The following is a 24899-nucleotide window of genomic DNA, read 5'->3' on the forward strand; positions in this document are numbered from 1 at the left end:
ATGAATATTAGAGAAAAAAATCATGAAGAACTAAAAGAGATATGCCATCAAATACGTGAAAAAATTTTAGCTACTGTCAGTAAAAACGGGGGCCATTTAAGCTCAAATATTGGGGCGGTTGAGCTTACTGTGGCAATGCATTATGTTTTTAATATAGAAAAAGACCCTTTTATTTTCGATGTAAGCCATCAATGTTATGCACACAAATTACTTACAGGGCGTTGGGATTCTTTTGAAACATTGCGTCAATTCAATGGAGTTTGTGGCTACACAAAACCCACAGAGTCTCCTTGCGACTATTTTGTTGCGGGCCATAGCTCCACGTCCATCTCATTGGCAATTGGTGCGGCAAAAGCTATCAAGCTTAAAGGCGAAGATCGTATTCCTGTTGTGTTGATAGGAGATGGGTCTATGAGCGCAGGGATGGTGTATGAAGCACTGAATGAACTGGGAGACAGAAAGTATCCTGTTGTGATTATTTTAAACGATAATGAAATGAGCATTGCAAAACCTATTGGTGCAGTTAGTAAGTATTTGTCTCAGGCCATGGCAGGAAAGTTTTACCAAAAAATTAAGCAAAGAATGGAGCAATTTCTCACCTACTTGCCTGAGGGTGCAACATACATGGCGAAAAAATTTGAAGAGAGCTTGAAGCTCATCACTCCAGGACTTTTGTTTGAAGAGCTTGGCCTTGAATACATTGGACCTGTAGATGGGCATGATTTGGAATCTTTGATTGAAACCTTGCAAATAGCCAAAGAGATGGGCAAGCCCGTCATTGTCCATGCTCAGACGCTAAAGGGAAAAGGGTATGAAAAAGCAGAAGGGTATTATGAAAAATGGCACGGCGTAGGCCCCTTTGATTTAAAGAGTGGTAAATCACTAGGCACTTCATCCTCCAAAAACGCCACAGAGCTTTTCAGCGAAGGGTTATTGCGTCTTGCTTCATTACACGAAGATGTAGTGGGAGTAACTGCTGCCATGCCAAGTGGGACAGGAATGGATAAATTAATTGAAAAATTTCCTGAACGTTTTTGGGATGTGGCCATCGCAGAACAACATGCTGTAACATCTATGGCAGCCATGGCCAAGGAAGGGTTTAAGCCTTTTATAGCCATCTACTCGACATTCTTGCAGCGGGCGTATGATCAGATTATTCATGATTGTTGCTTGATGAATCTTAATGTTGTTTTTGCTATTGATAGAGCAGGCATTGTGGGAGAAGATGGAGAGACACATCAAGGCGCATTTGATCTCTCTTTTTTATATCCAATTCCTAACATGACCCTCTTTGCTCCGCGCTGCCCGCAAAGCATGGAACATGCCATTACCTATGCTTATGCACACCAAGGGCCTTGTGCTTTTCGCTACCCACGCGGTACGTTTTTAGAGTGTGGTGAACATGCGGGAAGTGTTTTTGAGTATGGTAAAGGCGAAGTTCTTGAAGAGGGTGAAACCTCTGTATTTATTGGTTATGGCAAGGGTGTGGGAAAGGCATGGGCAACCAAACAACTGGTTAAAAAAGAGATGAATCCTGCTTTGGTTGATTTAAAATTTCTAAAACCTCTTGATGAGGAGTTGTTGTTAGGCTTGGCACAACGCTATAGCCAATGGTATGTTTTTAGCGATTCAGCAAAATGTGGAGGCGTGGGTGCAATTTTGAGTCATTGGCTCCAAACGCAGGGTATTTTAACTGTACATGTAAAGAGTTTTGAATACGGCGATGCGTTTATTGAACATGGAAAAACAGCGCTAATAGAAGAGCACTTGGGGGTTTCCCCTGAAACGATAGCAAAAAGCTTAAAAATAACCTAAATAGTAAAAATTATTAAATAAATAAAATACTTTTTAAAAATATTTTTGGCATAATGGAATAAAAATTAGGAAAATCCCATGAAACAGTACCTTGAACTCTTAAAAGAAAGAAATTTAAAGGCCACACCGCAACGTCTTTCTGTTTTGAAGACGTTGGGTGAGCACATGCACCCTACGATGGAAGAGCTTTATGAGAAAATCAAAGAAGATCACCCTTCGGTTTCGTTGGCTACGGTTTATAAAAATGTCAACACTTTAAAAGAAGAGGGGCTGATTGCAGAAATCAATACACCTGGGTCTAAAACCCGCTATGATATTTTTTGCCATCCGCATATCCATCTTGTGTGTGCTGCATGCGGCGATATTCAAGACTTCCCGTGTGATATTGGTTTTGAAGCGTACCAGCATGACATTGAGGCTAAAGCGGGAAAAGAGATTAAACGCATTGATGTTGTTGCGACAGTGGAGTCGTGCAAAAAGTGTTCCTAGGAATTTAAAGGGTGAGCATGTCACCCTTTAAAGAGGTGCTAGTTCAAAGTTTTTCTACGTTTTTTGCAAGATATTCCGCAACACCTTGTGTCGAACCTTTCATTCCCTCATCTCCCTTGCTCCATCCTGCGGGGCAAACTTCTCCATGCTCATTGGTAAATAACATTGTGTCTACCATACGAATCATTTCATCAATGTTGCGTCCAAGGGGCAAGTCATTGATGACGGCATGGCGCACAGTGCCATCTTTGTCAATCAAAAAAGAACCTCGAAGCGCTACGGATTCATTGAAGAGTACATCATAATCTTTGGCGATTTTTTTAGTAAGGTCAGCAACTAAAGGGAAGCGTACTTGCCCGATACCTCCTTGATTTACCGCGGTGTTTTTCCATGCAAAGTGAGAAAACTGCGAGTCAATAGAAACACCAATGACATTAACACCACGGCTTGTGAACTCTTCTAGGCGTTTATCAAAAGCAATAATTTCTGAAGGGCAAACAAAGGTAAAGTCCAGAGGATAAAAGAAAAGAACAGCACCTTTTTCACCAATATTTTTGTAAAGATTAAAATCTTCAACGATTTGATTGTTGCCTAGTACCGCAGTAGCTGTAAAGTCGGGTGCTTTATTTGTTACTAACATAGAAACTCCTTAATTAAGAAAATTTATTGATGGCGAAATAATATCATCTATTTCTTAAGAAATTAATTAAAGATAAGTGTTACATGTAAAGGTTTGTATTAACTTTTAGTGTTCTGCGGCAAATCCTTTTGTTATAATGCGCTTAGATATTTTTGAGGGAAAAACATGAAAAACAAGTATTTATTTACAAGTGAATCTGTAACGGAAGGGCATCCTGATAAAATAGCCGATCAAATCAGTGATGCAATTTTAGATTATATTATTGCTCGTGATCCTGAAGCCAAAGTAGCTTGCGAAACTCTTGTTTCCAACGGCCTTTGTGTTGTGGCGGGAGGGCTTCAAACAACAACCTATGCGCCAATGCAGGAAATTGTGCGAGATGTAATTCGCCGTATTGGATATACGGATGCCACGTATGGATTTGATTACCGCACAGCTGGAGTGCTTAGTGCTGTAGGAGAACAAAGCTTGGACTTTCCTGGGAGAGCCATGAAAAAAGACGGCATCATGGGCGCGAGTGATCAAGGAACGGTCTATGGTTATGCCTGCGACGAAAGCCCATCGCTTATGCCTTTACCTATCTCACTGGCACATGCGTTAGCTTTTGCATTATCTAAAAAAAGAAAAAGTGGTATGTTGCCTTTTTTGCGCCCTGATGGCAAAACCCAAGTGACGCTTCGGTATGAAAATGATACTCCTGTTGCGGTAGAGAGCGTAGTAGTTTCCACACAGCACTCTCCCGAAATCTCCCAAGCGCTATTAAAGGAAGCAATTATTGAAGAGATTATTAAGCCCACTTTGCCTAAGCATCTCTCTTATGAGACCCTTGTGTGTCATATTAACCCAGCGGGTCGTTTTGTTGTTGGGGGACCACAGGGTGATGCGGGACTTACAGGGCGAAAGATTGTGGTGGATAGTTATGGGGGGAGTTGTCCTCACGGAGGAGGTGCATTTAGCGGAAAAGACCCCAGTAAAATAGTCAGGAGTGGCGCTTATATGGCGCGGTATATTGCCAAAAATCTTGTGGCAGCCAAGGTGTGCACAAAGGTTTTAGTACAACTTTCTTATGCTATTGGTATTGCTAAGCCTGTGTCGGTTTGGGTGTGGACCTATGGGACAGCTCGCGAAACAGAAGAAAAAATTGTAGCTTGCATTTGGGAGGTTTTTGACCTTACGCCCAAGGGAATGATTTACGCCCTAGACCTCCTTCGGCCCATTTATGAAACAACAGCTTCGTATGGTCATTTTGGTAGGGAGGATGAGGGATTTGGCTGGGAGCGGTGTGATAGAGTTGAGGACATCAATGCATTTTTTGGAAGAGACTAGGGTATTGTAAATCAAAAAAATGCAAAAAACAGTGTGCTGAGTTGGTATTTATTTTTTATACCTCTTTTAAACTTTGTGTGCTATAGTTTGCAGGTTTCAACTAGAATTTCAAAGGAGAAAAGATGGCTGTAAAGATTACAGATATTTGTATCAGTTGTGGCGCCTGTATCGACGAGTGTCCAGTAGAAGCAATCGTGGATGATGACGATAACCCAACAGGAGAAGGCATTTACTACGTGTACCCTGACAAATGTGTAGAGTGTGTCGGTCACCATGACGAGCCAGCTTGTGCATCGGCCTGTCCAACAGAAGGTTGTATTGTATGGGATGCAGCTGTCGATGGTCAGCCAAGTCGTGATGAAATTACAGCAGATATGCGTGGCGGAAACACTGCCTGCGTAGAATAATCTTCTTAATGGGCCCTTACTAATTCGGGCCCATTCTCTTCTCTTCTTTTATTTAAAACAATTTTTTGCTATAATCCCGACCTTGCATTGTGCAAACACTGTAATCCACCGAAGGAGTTATTGACAATGGAGCAAACACTATCCATTATTAAGCCAGACGCTGTTGCTAAAGGTGTCATTGGAAAAATTGTTGACCGATTTGAGTCAAATGGGTTGAAAATAGCTGCGATGCGAAAAATTAAACTAAGCCGTGAAGATGCTGGAAAGTTTTATGAAGTTCACAAAGAACGCCCATTTTTCGGAGAATTGGTTGATTTCATGACCAGCGGACCTGTGGTTGTTATGGTTCTTGAAGGTGACAATGCAGTGGTGAAAAATCGAGAGCTTATGGGTGCAACTAACCCAAAAGAAGCAGCTCCTGGAACCATTCGAGCTGATTTTGCTCAAAGTATTGATGCTAATGCAGTACACGGAAGCGACTCTCTTGAAAATGCAAAAGGGGAGATTGAATTCTTTTTTGCAAAACGAGATATTAGCTAAACAATGATCATTGATTTTCGAAAGATTCCTAAAGAAGAATTTGAAATCGATGTTAAAGAGGGCGAAGTCTCTCTAAAAGCGCGTGTTTTCAAAAAAAAATCAAACCTTCTTGTGTGCCAAGGAAAAATTTCTGGAACGCTTGAGCATCACTGTGACAGATGTGGCGCCCCATTGCCTGTGGCTCTTGATGAGGCAGTTGAAGTTTGGATAAGCGATGGTGCAATTCCCTTAGAAGAGGAAGGGCATTTGCTCAACTTGGTTGAATTTTTTGATGGACGTGTGGATTTTTGTGCTATTTTACATAGCGAAGTAGAAGCAATAAAGAGTGATTATTTTTATTGTCAAACCTGTGAAAACTAAACAAAGGAGAGTACAATGGCTGTACCAAAGAGACGCGTAAGTAAGACCCGTTCAGCAAAACGACGTACACACTATAAAGTGTCACTCGCAATGCCTGTGAAAGACAAAGACGGTTCTTGGAAAATGCCCCACCGCATTAACAAAACAACTGGCGAATATTAATTCGAATGTTGCGCATAGCAATTGACGCCATGGGTGGCGACTTCGGCCCAGAACCAATCGTCGAAGGAGCCATCCAGGCACTTTTAGCCTCCAAAAAAGAGTTTCATGCTATTTTGGTGGGCGATAGCGCTGTCATTAAGCCAATGATTCCACAAGGGCTGTTAAAAAAAGTATCTTTTGTGGAGACACGCGATGTTATTGATATGCACGAATCTGCGACCGATGCCTTAAAACGAAAAGAGTCTTCCATTTACAAAGCAGTGGATTTGGTTAAAAATGGCGAGGCAAATGCTGTGGTTTCAGCAGGGCACAGTGGCGCGACCATGAGCCTTGCAACACTTCGCATTGGCCGTATCAAAGGGGTTGCAAGACCCGCAATTGCTACATTGATGCCAACCCTTAAAGGCGGGTATACGCTTGTGTTAGACGTAGGGGCGAATGTAGATTGCAAGCCCGAGCATCTTTTTCAGTTTGCCGTCATGGGAGAGGCCTATGCCAAAGAGGTAATGGGCGTCAAACACCCAAAAGTCGGACTTCTTTCCAATGGCGAAGAAGAGAGCAAGGGAGATGAAATCACCAAAGAAGCGCATAAAAAATTGCTCAAACTCGGTTCTTTTATTGGAAATGTTGAGGGAAACAATATTTTCGACAATTCAGTAAACGTTGTTGTTTGCGATGGATTTGTGGGAAATATCGTTTTAAAAACCAGTGAGGGAGTAGCTGATTCCATCACGAAAATCATTCGTCAAAACATCAGACGTTCTCCTGTTGCAATCGCAGGTGCAATGTTGATGAGAAAAGTGTTTAAGATTCTTAAAACCCAAGTGGATTATGCAGAATATGGCGGAGCTCCATTGCTTGGGATTCAAGGATGTGCGATTGTTGGGCACGGTAAAAGTAATGCAAAAGCGGTAAAAAATGCTATTTTTCAGGCTCTTAATTTTGCCGATTCAACCATTAATACAACAATCGAAAGCGAGCTTTTGCGCTATAAGATTTAAGCGAAGGATATTTACATGTACGCGACCCTCAAATCCATCGGAGCGTATGCGCCTCAAACTATTTTGACCAACCACGACCTTGAAAAAATGGTTGATACGACCGATGAGTGGATTACTAAGCGTACAGGAATTAAAGAACGTCGTATTGCCGCCCCTGATGAAGTAACGAGTGATTTGGGTGCGGCAGCTGCAAAAATTGCCATAGCGCGCGCAGGCATTGACCCTAAAGAGATTGATGGGGTTATTTGTGCGACGCTGAGTCCAGATTACCTTACAATGCCCTCAACCGCGTGCATGATTGCACACAAGCTCGGCCTTAGCCACGTAATGGCATTTGACATTTCTGCAGCGTGTAGTGGATTTGTTTATTTGCTTAATCTTGCTAAAGCGTTTGTTGAATCAGGAGCATACAAAAATCTTTTGATTGTAGGTGCAGAAAAAATCAGTAGTTATGTAGATTACACCGATCGCGGTACATGTATTTTATTTGGGGATGGCGGTGGGGCTGCCATCATTGGCCAAACTGAAAATAAAAACGAAGCAATTTTAGACGTGCATGTGGCATCTGATGGCGAATATGGTCACTTGTTAATTACGCCCGGAGGAGGTTCAAAGGAGCCTTGTTGTTTGAGTCTTCTTGAAAACAAGCGCCAATTTATCCAAATGGCGGGCAATGAAGTGTTTAAGATTGCTGTTAAAACCCTAACCAATGATGTGATTGATATTTTGGCAAAAAACAACCTTTGCGCAGAGCAAATTGATCACTTTATTCCCCATCAAGCAAATTTTCGCATCATTGAAGCGGTGCGCCAAAAGCTAGAATTTCCTGAGGAAAAAACTGTTTTAACTGTCCACAAATACGGCAATACCTCTGCTGCTTCGATTCCTATGGCGATGAATGATGCTTACGAAGAGGGCCGTATCAAGCGAGGGGATTTGATCTTGCTTGATACGTTTGGGGGCGGCTTCACGTGGGGAAGCGCTCTACTTCGATTTGGGGGAGAGTAGTCTCTACCCCAAAATAAGACGCACGCGTCGAATCCCTTCAGTCTTTTCAAGGGCCTGAATCAGGCTAGGTGAAATTTCCCCTTGAACATCAAGGAGCATGTAAGCAACATCTCCTTTGCTTTGGTTAATCATCTCATCAATATTGATTCCCTCTTTTGCCAATAATGAGGTAACTGTGCCGATAATATTGGGAATATTTTTATTTACGATACTGAGGCGTTTTATTCCTTTGCGCATCGGAAGTTTACATGTAGGGAAATTTACAGAGTTTTCAATGTTGCCACTTTCCAAAAAGTTTTTAAGTTGTCGGCTTGCCCAAATGGCGCAATTTTCTTCACTTTCTTCCGTGGAAGCTCCAAGATGAGGAACAGGAATGACTCCTTTGGCATGGATGAGTTTTGTTGTAGGAAAGTCAGTAACATAAGCGCCAATTTGCCCAGATTCCAAAGCGTCAAGAAGGTCATCTTCTTTAAACAATTCTCCACGCGCAAAATTCATAATTTTAATACCGGGCTTCATCATGGCAAATTTTTCGGCATTGTACATCTCTTTGGTGGAGGGCAGAAGAGGGACATGAATGGTGAGGTAGTCTGCGCTTTTAAGAAGGGTCTCTAGTCCTGAAGCTTTTTGCACATCATTTGAAAGTTCCCACGCACCATCTACGGATAAATACGGGTCGTACCCAATGACATTCATCCCAAGCGCGAGGGCGTCTTTGGCGACTAGAGCACCAATAGCGCCAAGACCAACAACGCCAAGGGTTTTTCCTTTGATTTCACATCCAGCGAAGTTTGCCTTTCCTTGTTCCACGAGGGCGGGGATTTGGTCTGCTGGGGCCTCTAAGGACTTAGTCCATGCAACACCACCAACCACATCCCGTGAAGCTAGCAGCATGGAGCATAGCACCAACTCTTTTACTGCATTGGCGTTAGCGCCAGGGGTATTGAAAACAACGATACCTTTTTCACTGCAACGCTCTAGGGGAATATTGTTTACACCCGCTCCTGCTCTAGCAATTGCCTTAAGAGAGATGGGAAATGGCATCTCGTGCATTTTAAAACTGCGCACGATAATTCCATCGGGCTCGTTAAATTCACTAGCAATTTCATACTGCCCGTGCGGCAAAAGGTCTAGTCCTTTTTCGGCGATCTTATTGAGGGTTTGAATCTTATACATGTAACGCTCCTAGCGATGGGTTTTGGCAAAAGAGTGCATGAGGTCTACAAGAGCCTGTACACCTTCTTTGCGCATAGCATTGTAAATAGAAGCCCGCAAACCACCTACTGAACGGTGGCCTTTGAGACCCACCATCTGCTCTTTTTGAGCAAGGTCTAAAAGGGCGGCTTCTAGTGTTTTATCTTTGTCTTTGATGTTAAAAGAGACGTTCATCAGCGAGCGGGACCCAGGGAGTGCGTGCCCCACATAGAACCCTTCGCTTGCGTCAATAGCATTGTAGAGTAGGGCTGCTTTTTCTTCATTGTACTGTCGTACTGCTTCTACGCCCCCTTGCGCTTTTATCCATTTCATAGTGAGACCCAAGAGATAGATGCCAAAAGTGGGTGGAGTGTTGTATAAAGAGTTGGCTTCTGCGTGGGTTTGGTAGCGTAGCATGGTAGGCACTGTTTCATTTACTCTTTCTAGTAAATTGCGTTTGATGATAACAATGGTAACCCCAGAAGGCCCTGCATTTTTCTGTGCCCCTGCAAACAAAAGACTTGTTTTATTCCAGTCAATGGGGTACGAAAAAATATCACTGGAAGCATCCACTACAAGAGGGGCAGTGGCGTCGGGGAATGTTTTGTATTGGGTGCCATAAATAGTGTTATTAGAAGTTATGTAAGCATAATCAGCCTCATCGCTAAAGGCAATATTTTCAGGAATATGCGTATAGCCACTCTCTTTGGAGCTAGCAACGACGCGGGTGTTTAATCCCATGATTTTGGCTTCTTTAATCGCTTTGGAAGACCAAGTGCCTGTGTCGACAAACTCAATAACGCCCCCTTGGGAGAGGTTAAGTGGCACCATAGCAAATTGCAGTGAAGCGCCCCCTTGGAGAAATAAAACATCATAATCTTCGGGTACATGTAAGAGTGTTTTGATGTCTTCTATGGCTCTGTTGTGCACTTCTTCATACATAGAAGAACGGTGAGAGGCTTCCATGATGGAAAGCCCATGCCCATGAAAGTCAAGTAGGTGTGTTTGGGCTTCTTTAAGAACTTCTTGAGGAATCATAGAAGGGCCTGCGCCAAAATTGATGGCTGATTGCATGTTGTCTCCTTAGGTTAAATGTGCAAGATTTGGGATACAAAAAAGTGAGATTGTATCAAAGGAAACTATAAAATCTTATGAAGCGTGGTGGCATTGCCCATCCAAGAGGAGAGCGCGTCCCAATCGCCTTTCTCAATCATGGTTTTGGCACTGTGAAGCTCTTTTTCAAAAAGGTTGATGGATTCAAGCAAATTGACGCGGTTTTGCATGAAAATTTCGCTCCACATCTGGGGTGAACTTTTGGCAATCCGGCTCATGTCACGAAAGCCGCCACCCGCAAGCAAAAGAATACTCTTGGGGTCTTCTTGGCCCATAACGCTATTGGCAAGAGCGTAGCTAAGGGCATGGGGAAGGTGGGAGATAAACGAAGCGTGGCGGTCATGAGATGCGGGGTCCATAAAGACGATTTTCATGCCAATGTGGGAAAAAATTTGCACGGAACGCTCTTTATGTAAATCGCCCGAATTGTCAAAATCACACAAGACCACCACAGCCTCGCGGTACAGTCCCTTCAAGGCTGCACTTGGCCCAAACTTTTCTGTTCCTGTCATGGGGTGGGCGGCCACAAAGTTGGAGCGAATAGAGGCGGGAACGGAAGCGATAATTTTTGCTTTGGTACTGCCTAAATCCACAATTGTTGTGCGTTTTGAGACCCCTACAAGCTCTTGAAGGGTTTTGATAATGCCCTCAACGGGGATAGCCAAAAAAATCATATCACACTGTTTGAGCTCTTCAAAAGAGACAATTTCACCCACCAAGCCAAGAGAAAGGGCTTCTTCGCAGTGGGTAAGATTGTGGTCAATGCCCACAACTTTTGAGACAAGTTTCGTCTCCTGAAGCGCTAGCCCTAAAGACCCTCCCATGAGGCCAAGGCCGACAATGCCTACGGTCATTTTTTACACCTTTTTGGATTTTTACGATGGATTAAATCTTGAGATGGTATTATATCCACTTTGCTACTAAAAACCTGATTACACAAGGAATCCTTCTTGATGAAAACACTCACCATACTTCCCTTATTAGCAGCAACATCGCTGATGGCCATCACCATAGAATCTGTTACTTACAATGGCCTTGTTCGCCTTTCGCCTGATTCAGCAAAAGAGATTACGGGCCTTGAAAAAGGCAAGCAACTTGATATTGAACAGGTAGATGTTGCTATCAAAAAACTTTACATGCAAAATTATTTTAATGACATCTGGATAGAAGAAGATGGTGGTCATGTTACTGTTTTTGTCAAAGAAAAGCCTGCGATTGCACGTATTGAGTTTGAGGGTGTGGGGCAAAATGACAAAGAAGTTCTTGAGCCTCTTTTGGGTGTGCGCAAAGGAATGATGTACGATGAAAGAACTCTTGCTGAAGCCAAAAAGCGCATTCAACAATTTTTTGAAGCTAAAGGGTTTTTTGATACGGTCGTGGAAGTTAAAAGCGAGCCTCTTGCGCAAGAGGGAAGCTTACATGTAAAGTTTTTGGTAAACCGCGGTGAAAAGATTATTATCCGTTCTGTGCAAATGTGTGGAGCAGAGGCACTGGGTTATAAAAATGTTGAACCTGTGCTTGGTAACAAAGAGCGTGAAATGCTAGGGTGGTTTTGGGGATTTAACTCAGGGGAACTAAAAGTACATGAGCTTCCTCTGGACAGCGACCGCATTAAAGACGAATACATGAAGCGTGGGCATTTGGATGTGCAAGTATCCACTCCTTTCCTTAAAACCTATACCGACAGCTTTAATGCAACCCTGACATACCAAGTGGTTGAGGGAGAGGTTTATAAGGTGGAATCTATCACCTTTAATGCACCAGAGGGATTGTTGGACGAAGAGGCATTACGTGATGAGCTTTCTCTTGTGGAGGGCAAGGTGGCGAGTGTTGAACGGTTGCGAAAGGATTTGCAACTTGTAGAAGTTGCGGTTGCGGATCAAGGGTATGCGTTTGTGCGGGTTTTTCCTGATTTGGTGCAAAACAAAGAAAACAAAACCGTGTCCATTACTTACGTTGTTACTCCAGGCGAAAAAGTGCGCGTGCGCAATGTGCGTATCGCGGGCAATACACGTACAATTGACCGCGTTATACGCCGTGAAATGTACTTGACTGAGGGTGCAATGTATAGCCGTACTGACTTGGTGGATTCGCGCAATGCTATTCGCCGAACGGGCTATTTTGAAGATGCGACCATCACAGAAGAGCGTGTGAGTCGTAATGAAATGGATCTTTTGGTAAGCGTAAAAGAGACATCCACAGGAGCCATTAGTGGGGGTATTGGGTATGGAACTTCTGATGGGTTGTTGCTGAGTGCTAGTGTGTCTGATGGCAACGTACTTGGAAGCGGACTGAAGGGAATGGTGAGCGTGGAACGATCGGAAAAAGAGTTGACAGGACGCATCTCCTTAACCAACCCGCGCGTTTTTGACTCGGTGTATAGTCTGGGAGGAAGTATCTACTCGGAAGATAATGAATGGATTGATTACGATGAGCAAAAAGTAGGGTTTGATATCTCTTTGGGAAGGCAGTTTGGCCGGTACACTTCCGTGGGGCTAACCTATGTGCTAGAAGAAGTTGAGTTGTCAAATATGACCCAAGCCTTAAAAGATGAATATGGCTATGAAGAAGGAAAGCGTATTAAAAGCTCTATTGCCCCTTCAGCTTCTTTTAACAACACAGATGATTATTATCTCCCTCGCTCTGGGGTTAGCGCCAGTGCTTCTTTGGAGTTTGCGGGGCTTGGCGGGGATTATGAATTCGTAAAAAACCACTACCGCTTTGCTTATTTTTACGGCCTAAAAGATGCGATGGATTATGATTTGATTTTGCGCTACAAAGCACGCCTTTCCCTGGCATGGGATAATGGTTATTTGCCCCGCAACGAACGGCTATACTTGGGCGGTGTGAGCAATCTAAGAGGCTTTGCTTCCCGTTCCGTTTCTCCTAAAAACGCCGCTGGCACCCTCCTTGGTGGAGAGATGTCTTTTGTAAACTCTATCGAAGCGAGCTTTCCTTTGGTGGAACGGCTCAAAATGCGTGGCGCATTATTTTTTGACTATGGGATGATTGGAGATAGTAACATCGCCGATGAGACGCGCGCGAGTGCGGGTGTGGTGTTAGAATGGACCTCTCCCCTTGGACCAATTGCGCTTATTTTTGCAGAACCCATTGAATCAAAAAGTGGAGACGATACGGCGAGTTTTGAGTTCACAATCGGGCGCCAGTTTTAGTGCGCCCCAAATGCATTCTCTAATACTTTTGTGCTAAAGGCTGTTTGAAGAAGCAACTAACGAAAAGCGATGGCAAAAGAGGCAGGCTTGGTCAGCTTCTTAATTGCTTCTTTGGCTAGGCGCATAGAGATATCACTCTTTACATGTAAGGTGTGGTTTTCGTAAAAAAACGTTACAGATGGGTTGCTAAGGTCTGCGTTGAGGCATTTGGCAAAAGAGAGGATAAAGCTTAACCAGTTTACAACGTTGGCCTCAGGCAACAACGCACCATAGGCTCCAAAGTCTTCGTAGTTTGGCAGTTTTTTGGCATGGTATTTTACCAAAAGCGCAATAAGCATTTTTTCTTCATGGGAAAAGCCAAAGTTGAGGTTGTTTAAAATAAAATAAAAACTATGCAAATGCTCCTGATAAACACTCAAATAACTCCCTACAGAATGTAGCTTGCCTGCGACAGAAAGTGTTTCTTTGTGCGTTGGGTCAATTTTATGCAAACACACAAGAGCATCAAAAAGTGCCAAAGCCGTCTTTGCAACATAAACATCGCCTTTTGGGTTTTGGGAAAAACGGTCCATGAGGCTTTTAAGGCTTGGATTAAAATTTTGAGGAAAAACCCCCCGTTGTGAAGCCAACAAATCACTCAAGAAAACCCCTTCACGAACCCCTGCTCCCGAGGTAAGCACTTTTGAGACTCCGAGCTTGTCGAGTAGTTTGCTAAAAATCACACACCCTTCTCGAATGGTGTCAATGCGATCTTTTTTGAATCCGTAGGGTTTTAAATCCAAAATACTTTTTTCTCCAATGGCCTCAATCCAACTACGGTGTAAAGCAACGTCAAAGGCAAAGCCGTGGACTGTTTTTAGAGGGTAGAGCTCTTTTTCCATAATAGCATTTGAAAGAGCCCGAAGGGTTCCTCCAATGCCCACGGCGCAAGGTGAGGCAAAATGGGAAGGGAGGGTTTCAAGAGCATTGTTTAAAAAGGCTTCAAGAGCGCTTCTGTCCTGTTTGGTGTCAAAAAAAAGCTCTTTAAGTCTAACGGTGCCAACATTCAAAGAGAACGTATCAACAATCTTTCCTCGGACTATTTTAGCCAACTCTGTAGAGCCCCCGCCAATGTCAATCGTTGTAGCCTCTTCTAGGTGTGGGAGCAGATTAAGCGCAGCAATTCCCCCATAGCGTGCTTCTGTGTCTCCGTCGATAATGCGCACACTAAAACCTAGTGCTTTTCGCACTTTGGTCGTAAAGTCGTGTGCATTTGGAGCATCTCTTAGGGCTGATGTGGCAACACACAAGATTTTGGTGCAGGAGAGATTAGAGGCGATACGACTAAAGGCTTCAAGGGTGTCAAAAGCTTCTTGAATGGGTCTGCTCTGGAGGTGTCCGCCGCGCTCATACGCCCCCTCGCCTAGGCGAACGCGGCTTTTGATTTCTTTAATGAGGTGAAATCCAAAACGGCTGGTTTTTTCAAACACAGCCATTCGGATAGAATTTGAACCTAAGTCAATAATGGCGGTGCGTTTAGCCATTACTCTTCGTTTGTAAGTTGTTCGTATTTTAACTTTAGTTCTTCAACGCTCTCTACATTGTCTGGATCGGGAATGATGCATTCAACGGGGCACACGGCAATACACGAAGGCTCATCAAAATGCCCAACGCACTCGGTACAGCTGTCTGGATCGATAATATAAATGGGATCGGCTTCTTCGATAGCAAAATTAGGGCATTCGTCTCGGCAAGCATCGCAAGCAATGCACTCTTCGGTAATCATCAATGACATACGTCTTCCTTCTCATGGGTAAAATATTGGGTGAGTTATACACTAAAACAACTTTGACGAAATTTAAAAGAAAGACACTTGGCTAGCGGTGGCGTTTTTTGTTGATTTTTTGTTGATTTTTTGGAAGGCTTAAGGAGGCGATGGCCCCTTTTTTCTCTGGCCGATTGGCAATATGAATGGTTGCCCCAAGGGCATCGGCTGCTCCTTTTGCCAAGAAAAGACCCAAGCCTGTACCACCTTTGTTGCCGTAACGCTTAAAAGGGGCGAATAAGTCTTTTGTTTCATCAATTCCCTCTCCCTCATCTTCAACAGTAACCATGAATTCTAAAGGCGTCTCGTAGGCACGAATAGTAATGGTGCCTTCATTGGGGGAAAATTTAATGGCATTTTGGACAAAGTTTTGCAAAATATGAATAAGAAGAGTTTTTTGTGTGACGATTTGGTAGTATTTTGTTTGGATGTCTAGCTGAATTTTTTTACCCTCTTGGTGGGCTAGAATTTTAAAGTTGGTGACGCGCTCTTGTAAAAAGGCCACTAAATCAATAGGTGCAGGCTCTTCAAATTGGGCACCTTCTTGGCGACCAATTTCTAAGATGGCCCCTATCATCGCATTCATTTCATTTATGGCTTGGATATTGCTTTGCAGTGCTTCAATGTATTTTTCGCTCTCTCTGGGTCGCAACAAGGTGACTTCATTTTTTGTTTTCATAACCGCTAATGGGGTTTTTAGTTCATGGGCTGTACCAATAAATAGCTCTTTTTGATACTTAACAAAGGTTTGAATTCGGTCAATTAAACGGTTAATCCCCTTTCCCAAGGGCAAAAATTCTTCAGGCAGTGTGTCGGTATCCACAGGACGCAAAAAAGCTTCATTCATGGCTGAGAGTTTGTTGGCAAGAATTTTAATAGGCACAAGCAGCATTCGAGAGAGAAAGAGCGCGTAAAATAAGATAAGAAAAATAGCACTTAAATTAATCAATAAAATATCACGTAAAATACGTTCAAGCATTTTGTCTGTTTGGGTGATTTCTTGAGTGAGCACTACAAAAGCATGGGGATGTGCCCAGATGGGTTGAAAAATAGAAAGAAGTTGCTGATCGCCTTTGGCGTGTTGTTTAAGTTCTACAGTACGATTTTTTTTTGGCAAGAAAACAACTTTAGCGCGAATCTCTGGTGGCAAAACAGGGTGAATGAAAGCGTATTCGAGGGCTGTGTTTGAGGGGGCAATCTCTTTTTCGATAACCGCGGCATAATCACGCAAAGAGCTCGTGATGGTTTCAAAGACGGAAATTTTAATGGTTTGGTATAAAATGGCGGAAAAGATGACAATTAGTGTGGCCGAAGCCGACACTAATTGTAGAATAAACTTAGTTCTTATACTTTTTTGGGAAAGCAAAAGCGGTAACCCCGACGTCGAACGGTTTCGATCGTTGAGATATTGAGCGGTTTATCCATCTTTTGACGGATTTGGTTAATAGCAACTTCAATGACGTTAGGGGTGACAAGTTCAGGCTCTTCCCAAATAGCATCCAAAAGTTGCTCTTTAGAGACAATTTGGTCACTGTGGCGCGCAAGGTGGGTTAAGACTTCAAAGGGCTTGCCTTTGAGTTCAATGTCTTGACCTTTGTAAGTGATTTTTTCTTCATCAGGGTCAATGACCAAGTCATCGATTTTAATAACGTTTGTGCCACCAAAGCGAAGTCTCGCTTCGATACGTGCCACTAAAATATCAAAATCAAAAGGTTTTTTGATGTAATCATCCGCACCCGATTTGAGGGCTTTGATTTCGCTCTCTTTATCGTCTTTGGCAGAGAGGATGACCGCAGCTGTGCGCGGAGACTTTTGTTTGACGAGGCTGATTAAATCAATGCCATCGCCATCAGGCAACATCCAGTCAGACAAGACTAGATCATAGTTGCGAATGCCGATGTAGTATTCGGCGTCTTTGAAGTTCTCAGAACTATCTGTTTGGTAACCAAACTCTTGGAGACCTTCGGCGATGGTTTTGTTGAGGGTTACTTCATCTTCAACGATTAGTATCCGCATTTAGATTTCCTTAAGGTAAAAATTTATGGGGGGATTGTATCATAATTTAAGCGTTATTTCAAGATTTTTTAATGTTTTTTTAATATATTTTTTCTAAGCACGCGCCGACGGTGCATTCAGGAAGAATGTCCGGCTTGGATAAAGAGAGTTTTAGGGATGTGATGGGTGGGAATGCTGTTTTTAGCAAAGGAGCAAGCATTAAAAGTGCTTCTTCAACCGTTTCAAACTGCTCACGAATAAGGGTCTCTTTAACCAATGAAACCACCTGTGCATAATCAATGCTCAAAGGCGTATCGTTACATGTAAAGCTCCCCTCAAAAATTACCCTTTGAGGTGTAATGCGCTCTTCAGGCAACAGACCAATGATGGTTTCAAAGGTAAGGTCTTTTACAAAGATAGTCACCTTAGATAACTTGCTTTTCTTTTCCACCGAGTAGGCGCATGATGTTAGGAATGTGTTTGTACACTACCACAAAAGCAATGATGAGCAAAGGGGCGTGGGTGTTGATGTGGGGCATTTCGTAGTGGATCAAAAAAGAAGAGATAATCAATGCACCAAGAGCGCCGAGAGAAGAAACAGAAGAGATGCGCACTGTGCGTCCCAATAAATACCACACACTAAAAGCAATAAGTGTCTCAAGAGGAAGAAAGTAAAGCACAACGCCAACGGCTGTTGCCACGCCCTTACCCCCTTCAAATTTCAAATAAGGGCTAAAGCAGTGGCCGATGACCGCAAGCACGCCAATGGTCCATTGGGTTTGAGGAGAAAGACCCAAATAAGCTGCCACAAGTATCACAGCAAGACCCTTTAGGGCATCCAGTACCACGGTGGCTATGGCAAGTTTTTTTGCCATAGCGGGGTTGGTTTCTTTGAGTACGCGTAAGACATTGGTAGCACCTATGCTTTGGCTGCCTTGGGTTCGGATGTCAGTGTTGGCAAAAGCTTTAGCTAAAATCAGGCCAAAAGGGATAGCGCCAATCAAATAAGCAGCAAGATAAAAAAGAACATTGATGTTGGTCAGCATAGAGGCGAGCTTCCTTGTGTATAATTGTGATAAGCGTGCATTGTAGCCAAAAATCAATTAGGCGCTCTTTAATGAGCTTTTGCTATAATGCTCGGTTTTACTTAGAGCAAAAAAAGAGGAAAAACAGCGTGAGCAATATGGCAATCAAAGAACAAATTCAAGAACTCAAACGCACCTTAGATGTCTCCATTGTGGCCCATTATTATCAAAAAGACGAAGTCTTTGAGATGGCAGATTTTACGGGAGATTCATTGCAACTTGCCCAGTGGGCGGCCAAAGACCCTAAAGCCAACCTTATTTTTTGTGGCGTGGGCTTTATGGGGCAAAGCGTCAAGATTTTGGCACCTCAAAAGCGGCTCTTGATGCCCCGTATCGCGTGTTGTGCGATGGCAAGAATGATAGACGTAACGTATTATGACAGAGCATTAGAAGTGCTTAAAGAGGCGGGTATTGAGGCGCATGATGTGATGCCTGTGACCTACATCAATTCTTCGGCCGAGGTAAAAGCGCGCATTGGGCAAATGGGTGGCATGGTGTGCACCAGCTCTAACGCAAAAGCCATCATCACTCGCGCGTTAGAAAGCGGCAAAAAAATCCTTTTTGTGCCCGATAAATGTTTAGGCCAAAACATCGCAAGAGAGATGGGGCTGGTGGCCAAAGTGGTTGGCAAAGACGAGGGGTTAAAAGAGGCTGATATTTTATGTTACGATGGTTTTTGTTCGGTGCATCAACTTTTTGAGGTAGAAGATGTGGCCTTTTACCGCGCAAAATATCCTGATATCAAAATCGTCACTCACCCTGAATGCAAGCCAGAAGTGTGTGAAGCTTCGGATTTTGTGGGTTCTACCGCGCAGATGATTGCCTATATCAACGCCCTTCCTTTGGACCAACCTGTGGCAGTGGGGACAGAATACAACCTTGTCAATCGGTTGCGCAAAGAACACACTTATGTGCTTTCCTCCACTAAGCCTGAGTGCCCAACGATGAACGAAACGACGTTGGGGGATTTGCACGCGTGTTTGGTCTCTTTGAAAAACCAGACTTACATGAATGAAATTCGCGTAGATGAGCAGACGAGGAAGTGGGCAAAAGTCGCCCTTGATCGGATGTTTTCCTTATGATACGTGCGTTTGTGCAAGCGGCACTAGAGGAAGATTTGGGGCGTGGAGATTTGTTTGCACGCATTGCGCCCTCCCAAGAAGCCAGCGCACTCCTTACATGTAAAGACGAAGGGGTGTTTGCAGGAGCGCCGTATGCGCACGAGTTGTGCGCACTTTTAGGCATTACGTTGGCTTTACATGTAAAGGACGGCGAAGTGGTAAAAAAAGGCCAACGCCTAGCCCGGTTAGAGGGAAGCTCTTTGGCGTTGCTTCAAGTAGAACGCACCTTACTTAACATGCTCCAGCACGCTAGCGGCATCGCTACTAAAGTTGCCCGCTATGCGCGCGCTTTAGATGGGTTGCCTGTGCGCCTTTTAGATACCCGAAAAACCAGACCGCTGTTGCGTGCTTTTGAAAAGTATGCCGTGCGGTGCGGCGGCGGGAGCAACCACCGTTTTGGGCTTGATGATGCGCTGATGCTTAAAGATACCCATTTGGCACTCATTGGTGATTTGGATGCTTTGATTGCCTCAGCCCGCAAAACCCTCCCTTTTACATGTAAGATAGAAATAGAGTGTGAATCCCTAGAAGCCGCCCAAAAAGCGATGAAAGCGGGGGCAGACATCGTGATGTGTGACAACATGGACGTAGCGCAAACCCAAATTGTGGTCGCGTGGAGAAATACCCATTTCCCTCATGTGTGGCTAGAAGCTAGTGGCAATATCACCGAAGAGACTCTTGTGCGTGTTGCCAAGACAGGCGTTGATGCCATTAGTTGCGGAAGCCTCATTCACCAAGCTACATGGCTTGATTTTTCCATGAAAATGGAACCACACTCCTAAAATGGCTGCGGACGATCAAGAAAAAACAGAAGAACCTACCAGTAAAAAGATAGAAGACGCCCGCAAGGAGGGCAATGTCCCCAAGAGTCAAGATGCGAGCAGTTTCGTGACACTTGTGGTGGCGGTTGTGGTAGTGTTTTTGATGTTTCCTTACTTGGAAGACCGCGTTCGCAACCTTTACATGTACTACTACGAATTTATCGGCAAAGAGATTACCAAAACAGTGGTCATGACCATGTCTATCGCCTCCTTGCGCGAACTTGGGCTGATGATTTTGCCCATTGCCGTGGCGGTTGCATTTGCGGGCGTGCTGGCGGCACTTATGCAGTATGGGTTTTTGTTTACGACCAAGTCCATCACTCCCGATTTAAAAAAAATAGACCCCATTAAAGGGCTTAAAAACCTTCTTTCGCTAAAAAAACTCATTGAGGGGCTAAAGACTATCTTAAAAGTCAGCGCGGTGTTTGGCTTGGCTTTTTATTTTTTGATGGAATTTACCACGGAGCTTCCCGAATCTGTTTTTTTAGGCCTTTTTGGGCAGCTGATTTGGCTGCGCGACAAAATGGTGATTTTGGCCGCAGTGATGTTGGCGCTTTTTTTGATACTTTCGTTTATCGATTTGATGTTTGTGCGGTATAACTATTTTAAAGAACTGCGCATGTCCAAACAAGAAATCAAAGACGAACACAAACAAATGGAGGGCGACCCGCAAGTCAAGTCGCGTATTCGTCGGGTGCAAATGGAGATGAGCCAAAAACGGATGATGCAAAACATTCCTGATGCGGATGTGGTTATCACCAACCCCACCCACTACGCCGTTGCCATTCGCTATGACCAAAGCAAAGACAAAGCCCCCGTGGTGATTGCCAAAGGGGTAGATTTTTTGGCGCTTCGCATTAAAGAAATTGCCCTTAACCACAAAATCCAAATTGTCGAAAACCCCCCGCTAGCAAGGGAGCTTTACAAGCAATGCGATGTGTCGCAGGCTATTCCTGAAAAACTCTATAAAGCGGTGGCGGAGGTGTTGGCCTTTGTATACCAAACCAACAAGCGACGCTCTTAGGGAACTTTTAGCCCACTTTAGGTATAATCACCCACTTCAAATTGCCACTGCGTAGCAACAACCCAAGGATAACCCTATGAAACAACAACGAACCGGTAGTATTGTTGCCCTTCTTGTTATTGGTGCTGTTTTGAGTATTTTACTGTATTTGTATAATGCGCCAATGTTTGAGCGTACTGCCCCAGAAATTACCCTCGAAGAGACAATTCATTGGAACTTAAAAGAGCCCATTGCCTTACATGTAAAAGACCAAAGCGGTGTCAAATTTGTGCGCGTCACTTTGAATGACGGCACCAATAGTGTCGTGTTGCATACCCAAATGTACACCGCTCCCCAAAAAGAACTCTCCCTCGAAGTAGCCTTTCCGCGCACAGGGTTTTTTAGTAAAGAAGAGCAAATGACCCTCGAAGTAGAGGCCGTGGACGCCAGTAAATGGAATTTTTTTGCAGGAAACGAAGCACAAAAAATAGCCCAGCTACACATCGATACCACGCGTCCAGAACTCTTTGTATTGACCAACTCTTATAAGATTACCAAGGGCGGTTCAGCTGCGGTGGTGTTCCGTGGGTATGATGCAAACATGGAAGAGCTGTATATTCAAACCAATGACGGGCAACGGTTCTACCCCGCACCTTTTTATAAAGAGGGGTATTATATTTCGCTTGTGGCATGGCCGAGGCGCGAAGAGACGTTCCATGCAGATATTATTGCCAAAGATAAGGCGGGTAATTTTTCCCGTGAACGTGTGCGCTTTTTTCTGCAAAACCGAAAATACCGTGTTTCTAGTATTGCGCTAACAGAGCGTTTTTTGGAAGGAAAGGTGACAGATTTGGCGCAAATGTATTCGCGAGAATACGAAACCATGCGACCCATTGAGCGCTTTATGTTTGTTAATAAAACCTTGCGCCAAGATAATGATGCGCAAATTTCCCATGTGGCCACTCAGGCCCCTCAAGCGCTTTTGGGTGAAGCCAAGCTAAATCCTTTCTACCCCTTGCGCAACGGTGCTGCTGTTGCGAGTTTTGGCGATCATCGAAAATACACGTACGAGGGTCAAATTGTTAGCGAATCGTACCACCTTGGGCTAGACCTTGCCAGCACCGCGCAAGCCGAAATTCTTAGCAGTAATGATGGAAGGGTTGTGTTTGCCCAAGAAACAGGTATTTACGGCCGAACGGTCATTTTAGACCATGGGCTTGGTTTGTATACCTTGTATAGCCATTGTTCTTCTTTGCTTGTGCAAGAAGGAGATGTGGTAAAGGCGGGAGATGTGATTGCTAAAACAGGTGCTACAGGATTTGCCTTTGGAGACCATTTGCATTTTGGGGTGTTGGTACAAGGAGTAGAAGTGCGTCCAGAGGAGTGGATGGATAAAAACTGGATGGAAGACAATCTTTATGCCATTATGCGCAACGCAAAAGCGCTGATTGAGCGCCAATGAGCCAATGGCGCTTGTTTACCGACCATTCACTCCTGTGCTCTAAAATGGGGAATTATTTTTGCTTAATCGCTCCCAAGTCGAGTGTGATTTATTAAGGAACAGGTGTGCGGCAATTAACCATTCTTAAAAGTGTTGAAAGCGTGGGCATAGGTCTTCACAAAGGCGAACCCATTCGCATTGTGCTTGAACCCATGGAGGCTGATTCGGGAATTGTGTTTTACCGAAGTGATTTAGGCATGAGCGTTAAAGCCCTGCCTGAATATGTCATTAATACCCAAATGGCAACCGTTGTAGGTAACGACAAAGGAGCTATTTCCACCATTGAACATTTGCTTTCGGCTGTTTGGGCTTACGGCATTGATAACATTCGCATCGTAGTAGACGGGCCTGAAGTGCCAGTGATGGATGGCAGTAGCGGAAGCTTTTGTATGATGCTTGATGAGGCGCAGATTCGCCCCCTTGAAGCGTACAAGAAGGTCCTCATTGTGCGCAAGCCTGTGGAGGTGCAAGAAGGCAATAAATTTGCCCGCGTTTTGCCCTCTAAAACTCCCACTTTTCGCTTCACGATACACTTTGACCATGTGGCCATTGGGCACCAAGAATACCATTTTGAGTTTGGTAAAAAAGCCTTTTTAGATGAAATTGCCCGCGCACGCACTTTTGGATTCATGAAAGACGTACAAATGCTTCGCGCACGGGGTTTGGCACTTGGTGGATCACTCGATAATGCCGTAGTCATGGATGAAAAAAAGATACTAAACCCTGAGGGGTTGCGTTATAGTGACGAGTTTGTGCGCCACAAGATTTTAGACGCCATTGGGGATTTGGCATTGCTTGGTGCGCCGATGATTGGGGATTATGAATCTTTTGCAGGTAGCCACCATTTGAACCACCTGCTCACCAAGGCAATTTTAAAAGACCCCTCTAATTACGAGATTAAAACCTTGGTGCCAGAAATCTCCCCTGCGTATGAAAAGGTGTTTGCATAAAAGTTGATATTTTAGTGCTAGCTCTGGGCTCTCCGTTGCTAGTGGGTGTCTACCACGAGGGTGTTCTTATCCAAACAGAACGAAGCACCGACAAGTCCAGCGAGGCCTTGCCTCGCATCATGAAAACCTTGCTTGAAACCTTTACATGTAAAGGACTTTATTTTGCCAGGGGGCCAGGAAGTTTTATGGCCATTAAGGTTACTTATCTTTTTCTAAAAACCCTTGAGATTGCGCTTGGCATTCCTTTAAAAGCCTGTGATGGGTTTACTTTTAACGGAGGGCAGCCTATTAAAGCAGTAGGAAAACTCTTTTTTGTTAAAGAACATGGTAAGATTACGACCGAGTTTTTAAAAGATGAACAAGAGAGTAATTGGGAACTTCCCTTGCGGTTGGATACAGCAACCTTTGGCCAAGATACCAGTCCTTTGTATCATCTTCCTGCCCTTTAGGAGTGTGTTTGAAAATTTATATTCCAGCGACCAGTGCAAATTTGGGCCCAGGTTTTGATGCCCTTGGCCTTTCGCTCTCTTTACATAATCGTGTGAGTATTACTCCAAGTTCTTTAGGCAGTATCTCTATCAAAGGAGAGGGTGCTGATCGCCCAAGACTCAAAACCCACAATCCATTTGTCTCTATTTTTCATGAAGTATACACCCAGATGTCTGGAAGAAAAAGATCTTTTCGGTTTGAATTTGAAAACAAAATCCCACTTTCACGAGGCCTTGGCTCTTCTTCGGCGGTTATTGTGGGCGCTATTGCTAGTGCATACCACATGGCAGGTATGCGAGTTGAAAAAGAAAATGTGCTTAACCGCGCCTTGGAGTACGAATCGCATCCTGACAATATTGCTCCCGCAGTTCATGGCGGATTCACTACTTCCATTGTGCACGAGGGTAAAGTATACACACAAAAAAAATCCCTTCCAGAGAGTATCAAAGCCGTGCTTGTGATTCCCGATCGGCCCATGTCTACGGCAAAATCACGCACCCAACTTCCCAAACATTACTCCATGAAAGAGTGTGTCAACAACCTGTCTCACGCGGCATTTTTGAGTGCAACGTTTTTGAATGAACAGTGGGATTTGTTGCATTTGGCATCACTTGATATGATGCATGAGGAGCGGCGTATGCGCCAATTGCCAGAACTTTTTCGTGTTAGAAAAATGGCATTAGAGGCAGGAGCGCTCATGAGTACACTCTCAGGAAGCGGTTCAACATTCTTAAACATCGTACGAACAGAAGAGGCCGAAGGGGTAAAAGCAGTATTGAAAAAAGCTTTTCCCGAGTACCGTGTAGACACTTGTGCTTTCGATAACGAAGGCTTTACTATCGAAAACAGCTAAAAAAAAGCTAAATTTTGGTACTATCATGAGCAATAAAAATAACCCCGTT

27 protein-coding genes are annotated in these 24899 nt (G+C 44.0%); 17 read left to right on the forward strand and 10 right to left on the reverse strand.

The features are described from left to right. Both dxs and JWV37_RS01405 read left to right on the forward strand, forming a co-directional pair. Positions 1 to 1815, forward strand: a complete 1815-nt coding sequence (gene dxs / locus JWV37_RS01400; protein WP_205457865.1) for a 1-deoxy-D-xylulose-5-phosphate synthase — start codon at positions 1 to 3, stop codon at positions 1813 to 1815. Positions 1816 to 1893: 78 nt separating this feature from the next. Further along, positions 1894 to 2304, forward strand: a complete 411-nt coding sequence (locus JWV37_RS01405; protein ID WP_205457866.1) for a Fur family transcriptional regulator — start codon at positions 1894 to 1896, stop codon at positions 2302 to 2304. Between the two features lie 43 nt (positions 2305 to 2347). Here JWV37_RS01405 and JWV37_RS01410 read toward each other — a convergent pair whose 3' ends face one another. Continuing rightward, positions 2348 to 2944: a peroxiredoxin gene (locus tag JWV37_RS01410; protein ID WP_205457867.1), complete on the reverse strand. Its 597-nt coding sequence runs from the start codon at positions 2942 to 2944 to the stop codon at positions 2348 to 2350. Between the two features lie 165 nt (positions 2945 to 3109). On the opposite strand from JWV37_RS01410, the gene metK reads away from it, so the two are divergent. From metK to JWV37_RS01445, 7 genes are all read left to right on the forward strand, one after another. After that, positions 3110 to 4270, forward strand: a complete 1161-nt coding sequence (gene metK, locus JWV37_RS01415) for a methionine adenosyltransferase (RefSeq protein WP_205457868.1) — start codon at positions 3110 to 3112, stop codon at positions 4268 to 4270. A 122-nt stretch (positions 4271 to 4392) separates the two neighbouring features. After that, complete coding sequence (locus JWV37_RS01420; RefSeq protein WP_205457869.1) at positions 4393 to 4677, forward strand: DUF362 domain-containing protein; 285 nt, start codon at positions 4393 to 4395, stop codon at positions 4675 to 4677. Between the two features lie 126 nt (positions 4678 to 4803). Continuing rightward, positions 4804 to 5217, forward strand: coding sequence for a nucleoside-diphosphate kinase (gene ndk, locus JWV37_RS01425; protein ID WP_205457870.1), 414 nt, complete (start codon positions 4804 to 4806; stop codon positions 5215 to 5217). Positions 5218 to 5220: 3 nt separating this feature from the next. Further along, entirely contained in the window at positions 5221 to 5577 is a 357-nt protein-coding gene (locus tag JWV37_RS01430; protein ID WP_205457871.1) for a DUF177 domain-containing protein, read from the forward strand. Positions 5578 to 5592: 15 nt separating this feature from the next. Continuing rightward, a complete protein-coding gene (gene rpmF / locus JWV37_RS01435; RefSeq protein WP_205457872.1) occupies positions 5593 to 5739 on the forward strand; it encodes a 50S ribosomal protein L32 in 147 nt (48 codons plus the stop codon). A 5-nt stretch (positions 5740 to 5744) separates the two neighbouring features. Further along, positions 5745 to 6740 (forward strand): phosphate acyltransferase PlsX, encoded by a 996-nt coding sequence (gene plsX / locus JWV37_RS01440; RefSeq protein WP_205457873.1) that lies wholly within the window; start codon positions 5745 to 5747, stop codon positions 6738 to 6740. A gap of 15 nt (positions 6741 to 6755) precedes the next feature. After that, a complete protein-coding gene (locus JWV37_RS01445) occupies positions 6756 to 7748 on the forward strand; it encodes a beta-ketoacyl-ACP synthase III (RefSeq protein WP_205457874.1) in 993 nt (330 codons plus the stop codon). A 3-nt stretch (positions 7749 to 7751) separates the two neighbouring features. On the opposite strand, the gene JWV37_RS01450 is transcribed toward JWV37_RS01445, so the two are convergent. The 3 genes from JWV37_RS01450 to JWV37_RS01460 all read right to left on the reverse strand — a co-directional run bounded on the left by JWV37_RS01450 (position 7752) and on the right by JWV37_RS01460 (position 10909). Continuing rightward, positions 7752 to 8924, reverse strand: a complete 1173-nt coding sequence (locus JWV37_RS01450; protein ID WP_205457875.1) for a phosphoglycerate dehydrogenase — start codon at positions 8922 to 8924, stop codon at positions 7752 to 7754. A 9-nt stretch (positions 8925 to 8933) separates the two neighbouring features. After that, positions 8934 to 10016 carry a 3-phosphoserine/phosphohydroxythreonine transaminase gene (gene serC, locus JWV37_RS01455; RefSeq protein WP_205457876.1) on the reverse strand — a complete coding sequence of 361 codons (1083 nt, stop codon included), beginning with the start codon at positions 10014 to 10016 and terminating at the stop codon, positions 8934 to 8936. 65 nt (positions 10017 to 10081) lie between these two features. Beyond that, positions 10082 to 10909, reverse strand: coding sequence for a prephenate dehydrogenase (locus tag JWV37_RS01460; RefSeq protein WP_205457877.1), 828 nt, complete (start codon positions 10907 to 10909; stop codon positions 10082 to 10084). Between the two features lie 99 nt (positions 10910 to 11008). Here JWV37_RS01460 and bamA point away from each other — a divergent pair, with 99 nt between their 5' ends. Further along, positions 11009 to 13228: an outer membrane protein assembly factor BamA gene (gene bamA / locus JWV37_RS01465; RefSeq protein WP_443081667.1), complete on the forward strand. Its 2220-nt coding sequence runs from the start codon at positions 11009 to 11011 to the stop codon at positions 13226 to 13228. 56 nt (positions 13229 to 13284) lie between these two features. Here the strand turns inward: bamA and JWV37_RS01470 are convergent, their stop codons facing one another. The 6 genes from JWV37_RS01470 to plsY form a co-directional block, all read right to left on the reverse strand. Beyond that, on the reverse strand, positions 13285 to 14751 hold the full coding sequence (locus JWV37_RS01470; RefSeq protein ID WP_205457879.1) for a Ppx/GppA phosphatase family protein: 1467 nt from the start codon (positions 14749 to 14751) through the stop codon (positions 13285 to 13287). Then, positions 14751 to 15002, reverse strand: a complete 252-nt coding sequence (locus JWV37_RS01475) for a YfhL family 4Fe-4S dicluster ferredoxin (RefSeq protein ID WP_205457880.1) — start codon at positions 15000 to 15002, stop codon at positions 14751 to 14753. The genes JWV37_RS01470 and JWV37_RS01475 overlap by 1 nt, the downstream gene beginning before the upstream one ends. An 82-nt stretch (positions 15003 to 15084) precedes the next feature. Then, positions 15085 to 16353, reverse strand: coding sequence for a sensor histidine kinase (locus JWV37_RS01480; RefSeq protein WP_369407632.1), 1269 nt, complete (start codon positions 16351 to 16353; stop codon positions 15085 to 15087). 23 nt (positions 16354 to 16376) lie between these two features. Continuing rightward, positions 16377 to 17048: a homeostatic response regulator transcription factor HsrA gene (gene hsrA / locus JWV37_RS01485; RefSeq protein ID WP_205457882.1), complete on the reverse strand. Its 672-nt coding sequence runs from the start codon at positions 17046 to 17048 to the stop codon at positions 16377 to 16379. A gap of 79 nt (positions 17049 to 17127) precedes the next feature. Beyond that, entirely contained in the window at positions 17128 to 17451 is a 324-nt protein-coding gene (locus JWV37_RS01490; protein WP_205457883.1) for a dihydroneopterin aldolase, read from the reverse strand. A 1-nt stretch (position 17452) separates the two neighbouring features. Then, entirely contained in the window at positions 17453 to 18073 is a 621-nt protein-coding gene (gene plsY / locus JWV37_RS01495; protein ID WP_205457884.1) for a glycerol-3-phosphate 1-O-acyltransferase PlsY, read from the reverse strand. Positions 18074 to 18210: 137 nt separating this feature from the next. On the opposite strand from plsY, the gene nadA reads away from it, so the two are divergent. The 7 genes from nadA (at position 18211) to thrB (ending at position 24850) form a co-directional block, all read left to right on the forward strand. Continuing rightward, positions 18211 to 19194, forward strand: coding sequence for a quinolinate synthase NadA (nadA, locus tag JWV37_RS01500; protein ID WP_205457987.1), 984 nt, complete (start codon positions 18211 to 18213; stop codon positions 19192 to 19194). Beyond that, positions 19191 to 20015 (forward strand): carboxylating nicotinate-nucleotide diphosphorylase, encoded by an 825-nt coding sequence (gene nadC, locus JWV37_RS01505; RefSeq protein WP_205457885.1) that lies wholly within the window; start codon positions 19191 to 19193, stop codon positions 20013 to 20015. The genes nadA and nadC overlap by 4 nt, the downstream gene beginning before the upstream one ends. 1 nt (position 20016) lies before the next feature. Continuing rightward, positions 20017 to 21078: a flagellar biosynthesis protein FlhB gene (gene flhB / locus JWV37_RS01510; protein WP_205457886.1), complete on the forward strand. Its 1062-nt coding sequence runs from the start codon at positions 20017 to 20019 to the stop codon at positions 21076 to 21078. A 76-nt stretch (positions 21079 to 21154) separates the two neighbouring features. Further along, entirely contained in the window at positions 21155 to 22519 is a 1365-nt protein-coding gene (pgp6, locus tag JWV37_RS01515) for a peptidoglycan metallopeptidase Pgp6 (RefSeq protein ID WP_205457887.1), read from the forward strand. Positions 22520 to 22623: 104 nt separating this feature from the next. Further along, a complete protein-coding gene (gene lpxC, locus JWV37_RS01520; RefSeq protein ID WP_205457888.1) occupies positions 22624 to 23508 on the forward strand; it encodes a UDP-3-O-acyl-N-acetylglucosamine deacetylase in 885 nt (294 codons plus the stop codon). A gap of 14 nt (positions 23509 to 23522) precedes the next feature. After that, positions 23523 to 23957, forward strand: a complete 435-nt coding sequence (locus tag JWV37_RS01525) for a hypothetical protein (protein ID WP_369407633.1) — start codon at positions 23523 to 23525, stop codon at positions 23955 to 23957. A gap of 8 nt (positions 23958 to 23965) precedes the next feature. Further along, complete coding sequence (gene thrB, locus JWV37_RS01530; protein WP_205457889.1) at positions 23966 to 24850, forward strand: homoserine kinase; 885 nt, start codon at positions 23966 to 23968, stop codon at positions 24848 to 24850. Positions 24851 to 24899: the final 49 nt, after the last annotated feature.

Source organism: Sulfurospirillum tamanense (assembly GCF_016937535.1).
GTDB lineage: Bacteria > Campylobacterota > Campylobacteria > Campylobacterales > Campylobacteraceae > Sulfurospirillum_B > Sulfurospirillum_B tamanense.

What these genes read in the sequence shown, in the direction of transcription:
- dxs (WP_205457865.1), top strand. Translation starts at nt 1, where the DNA reads ATGAATATTAGAGAAAAAAATCATGAAGAACTAAAAGAGATATGCCAT.
- JWV37_RS01405 (WP_205457866.1), top strand. Translation starts at nt 1,894, where the DNA reads ATGAAACAGTACCTTGAACTCTTAAAAGAAAGAAATTTAAAGGCCACA.
- JWV37_RS01410 (WP_205457867.1), bottom strand. Translation starts at nt 2,944, where the DNA reads ATGTTAGTAACAAATAAAGCACCCGACTTTACAGCTACTGCGGTACTA.
- metK (WP_205457868.1), top strand. Translation starts at nt 3,110, where the DNA reads ATGAAAAACAAGTATTTATTTACAAGTGAATCTGTAACGGAAGGGCAT.
- JWV37_RS01420 (WP_205457869.1), top strand. Translation starts at nt 4,393, where the DNA reads ATGGCTGTAAAGATTACAGATATTTGTATCAGTTGTGGCGCCTGTATC.
- ndk (WP_205457870.1), top strand. Translation starts at nt 4,804, where the DNA reads ATGGAGCAAACACTATCCATTATTAAGCCAGACGCTGTTGCTAAAGGT.
- JWV37_RS01430 (WP_205457871.1), top strand. Translation starts at nt 5,221, where the DNA reads ATGATCATTGATTTTCGAAAGATTCCTAAAGAAGAATTTGAAATCGAT.
- rpmF (WP_205457872.1), top strand. Translation starts at nt 5,593, where the DNA reads ATGGCTGTACCAAAGAGACGCGTAAGTAAGACCCGTTCAGCAAAACGA.
- plsX (WP_205457873.1), top strand. Translation starts at nt 5,745, where the DNA reads ATGTTGCGCATAGCAATTGACGCCATGGGTGGCGACTTCGGCCCAGAA.
- JWV37_RS01445 (WP_205457874.1), top strand. Translation starts at nt 6,756, where the DNA reads ATGTACGCGACCCTCAAATCCATCGGAGCGTATGCGCCTCAAACTATT.
- JWV37_RS01450 (WP_205457875.1), bottom strand. Translation starts at nt 8,924, where the DNA reads ATGTATAAGATTCAAACCCTCAATAAGATCGCCGAAAAAGGACTAGAC.
- serC (WP_205457876.1), bottom strand. Translation starts at nt 10,016, where the DNA reads ATGCAATCAGCCATCAATTTTGGCGCAGGCCCTTCTATGATTCCTCAA.
- JWV37_RS01460 (WP_205457877.1), bottom strand. Translation starts at nt 10,909, where the DNA reads ATGACCGTAGGCATTGTCGGCCTTGGCCTCATGGGAGGGTCTTTAGGG.
- bamA (WP_443081667.1), top strand. Translation starts at nt 11,009, where the DNA reads ATGAAAACACTCACCATACTTCCCTTATTAGCAGCAACATCGCTGATG.
- JWV37_RS01470 (WP_205457879.1), bottom strand. Translation starts at nt 14,751, where the DNA reads ATGGCTAAACGCACCGCCATTATTGACTTAGGTTCAAATTCTATCCGA.
- JWV37_RS01475 (WP_205457880.1), bottom strand. Translation starts at nt 15,002, where the DNA reads ATGTCATTGATGATTACCGAAGAGTGCATTGCTTGCGATGCTTGCCGA.
- hsrA (WP_205457882.1), bottom strand. Translation starts at nt 17,048, where the DNA reads ATGCGGATACTAATCGTTGAAGATGAAGTAACCCTCAACAAAACCATC.
- plsY (WP_205457884.1), bottom strand. Translation starts at nt 18,073, where the DNA reads ATGCTGACCAACATCAATGTTCTTTTTTATCTTGCTGCTTATTTGATT.
- nadA (WP_205457987.1), top strand. Translation starts at nt 18,211, where the DNA reads ATGGCAATCAAAGAACAAATTCAAGAACTCAAACGCACCTTAGATGTC.
- nadC (WP_205457885.1), top strand. Translation starts at nt 19,191, where the DNA reads ATGATACGTGCGTTTGTGCAAGCGGCACTAGAGGAAGATTTGGGGCGT.
- flhB (WP_205457886.1), top strand. Translation starts at nt 20,017, where the DNA reads ATGGCTGCGGACGATCAAGAAAAAACAGAAGAACCTACCAGTAAAAAG.
- pgp6 (WP_205457887.1), top strand. Translation starts at nt 21,155, where the DNA reads ATGAAACAACAACGAACCGGTAGTATTGTTGCCCTTCTTGTTATTGGT.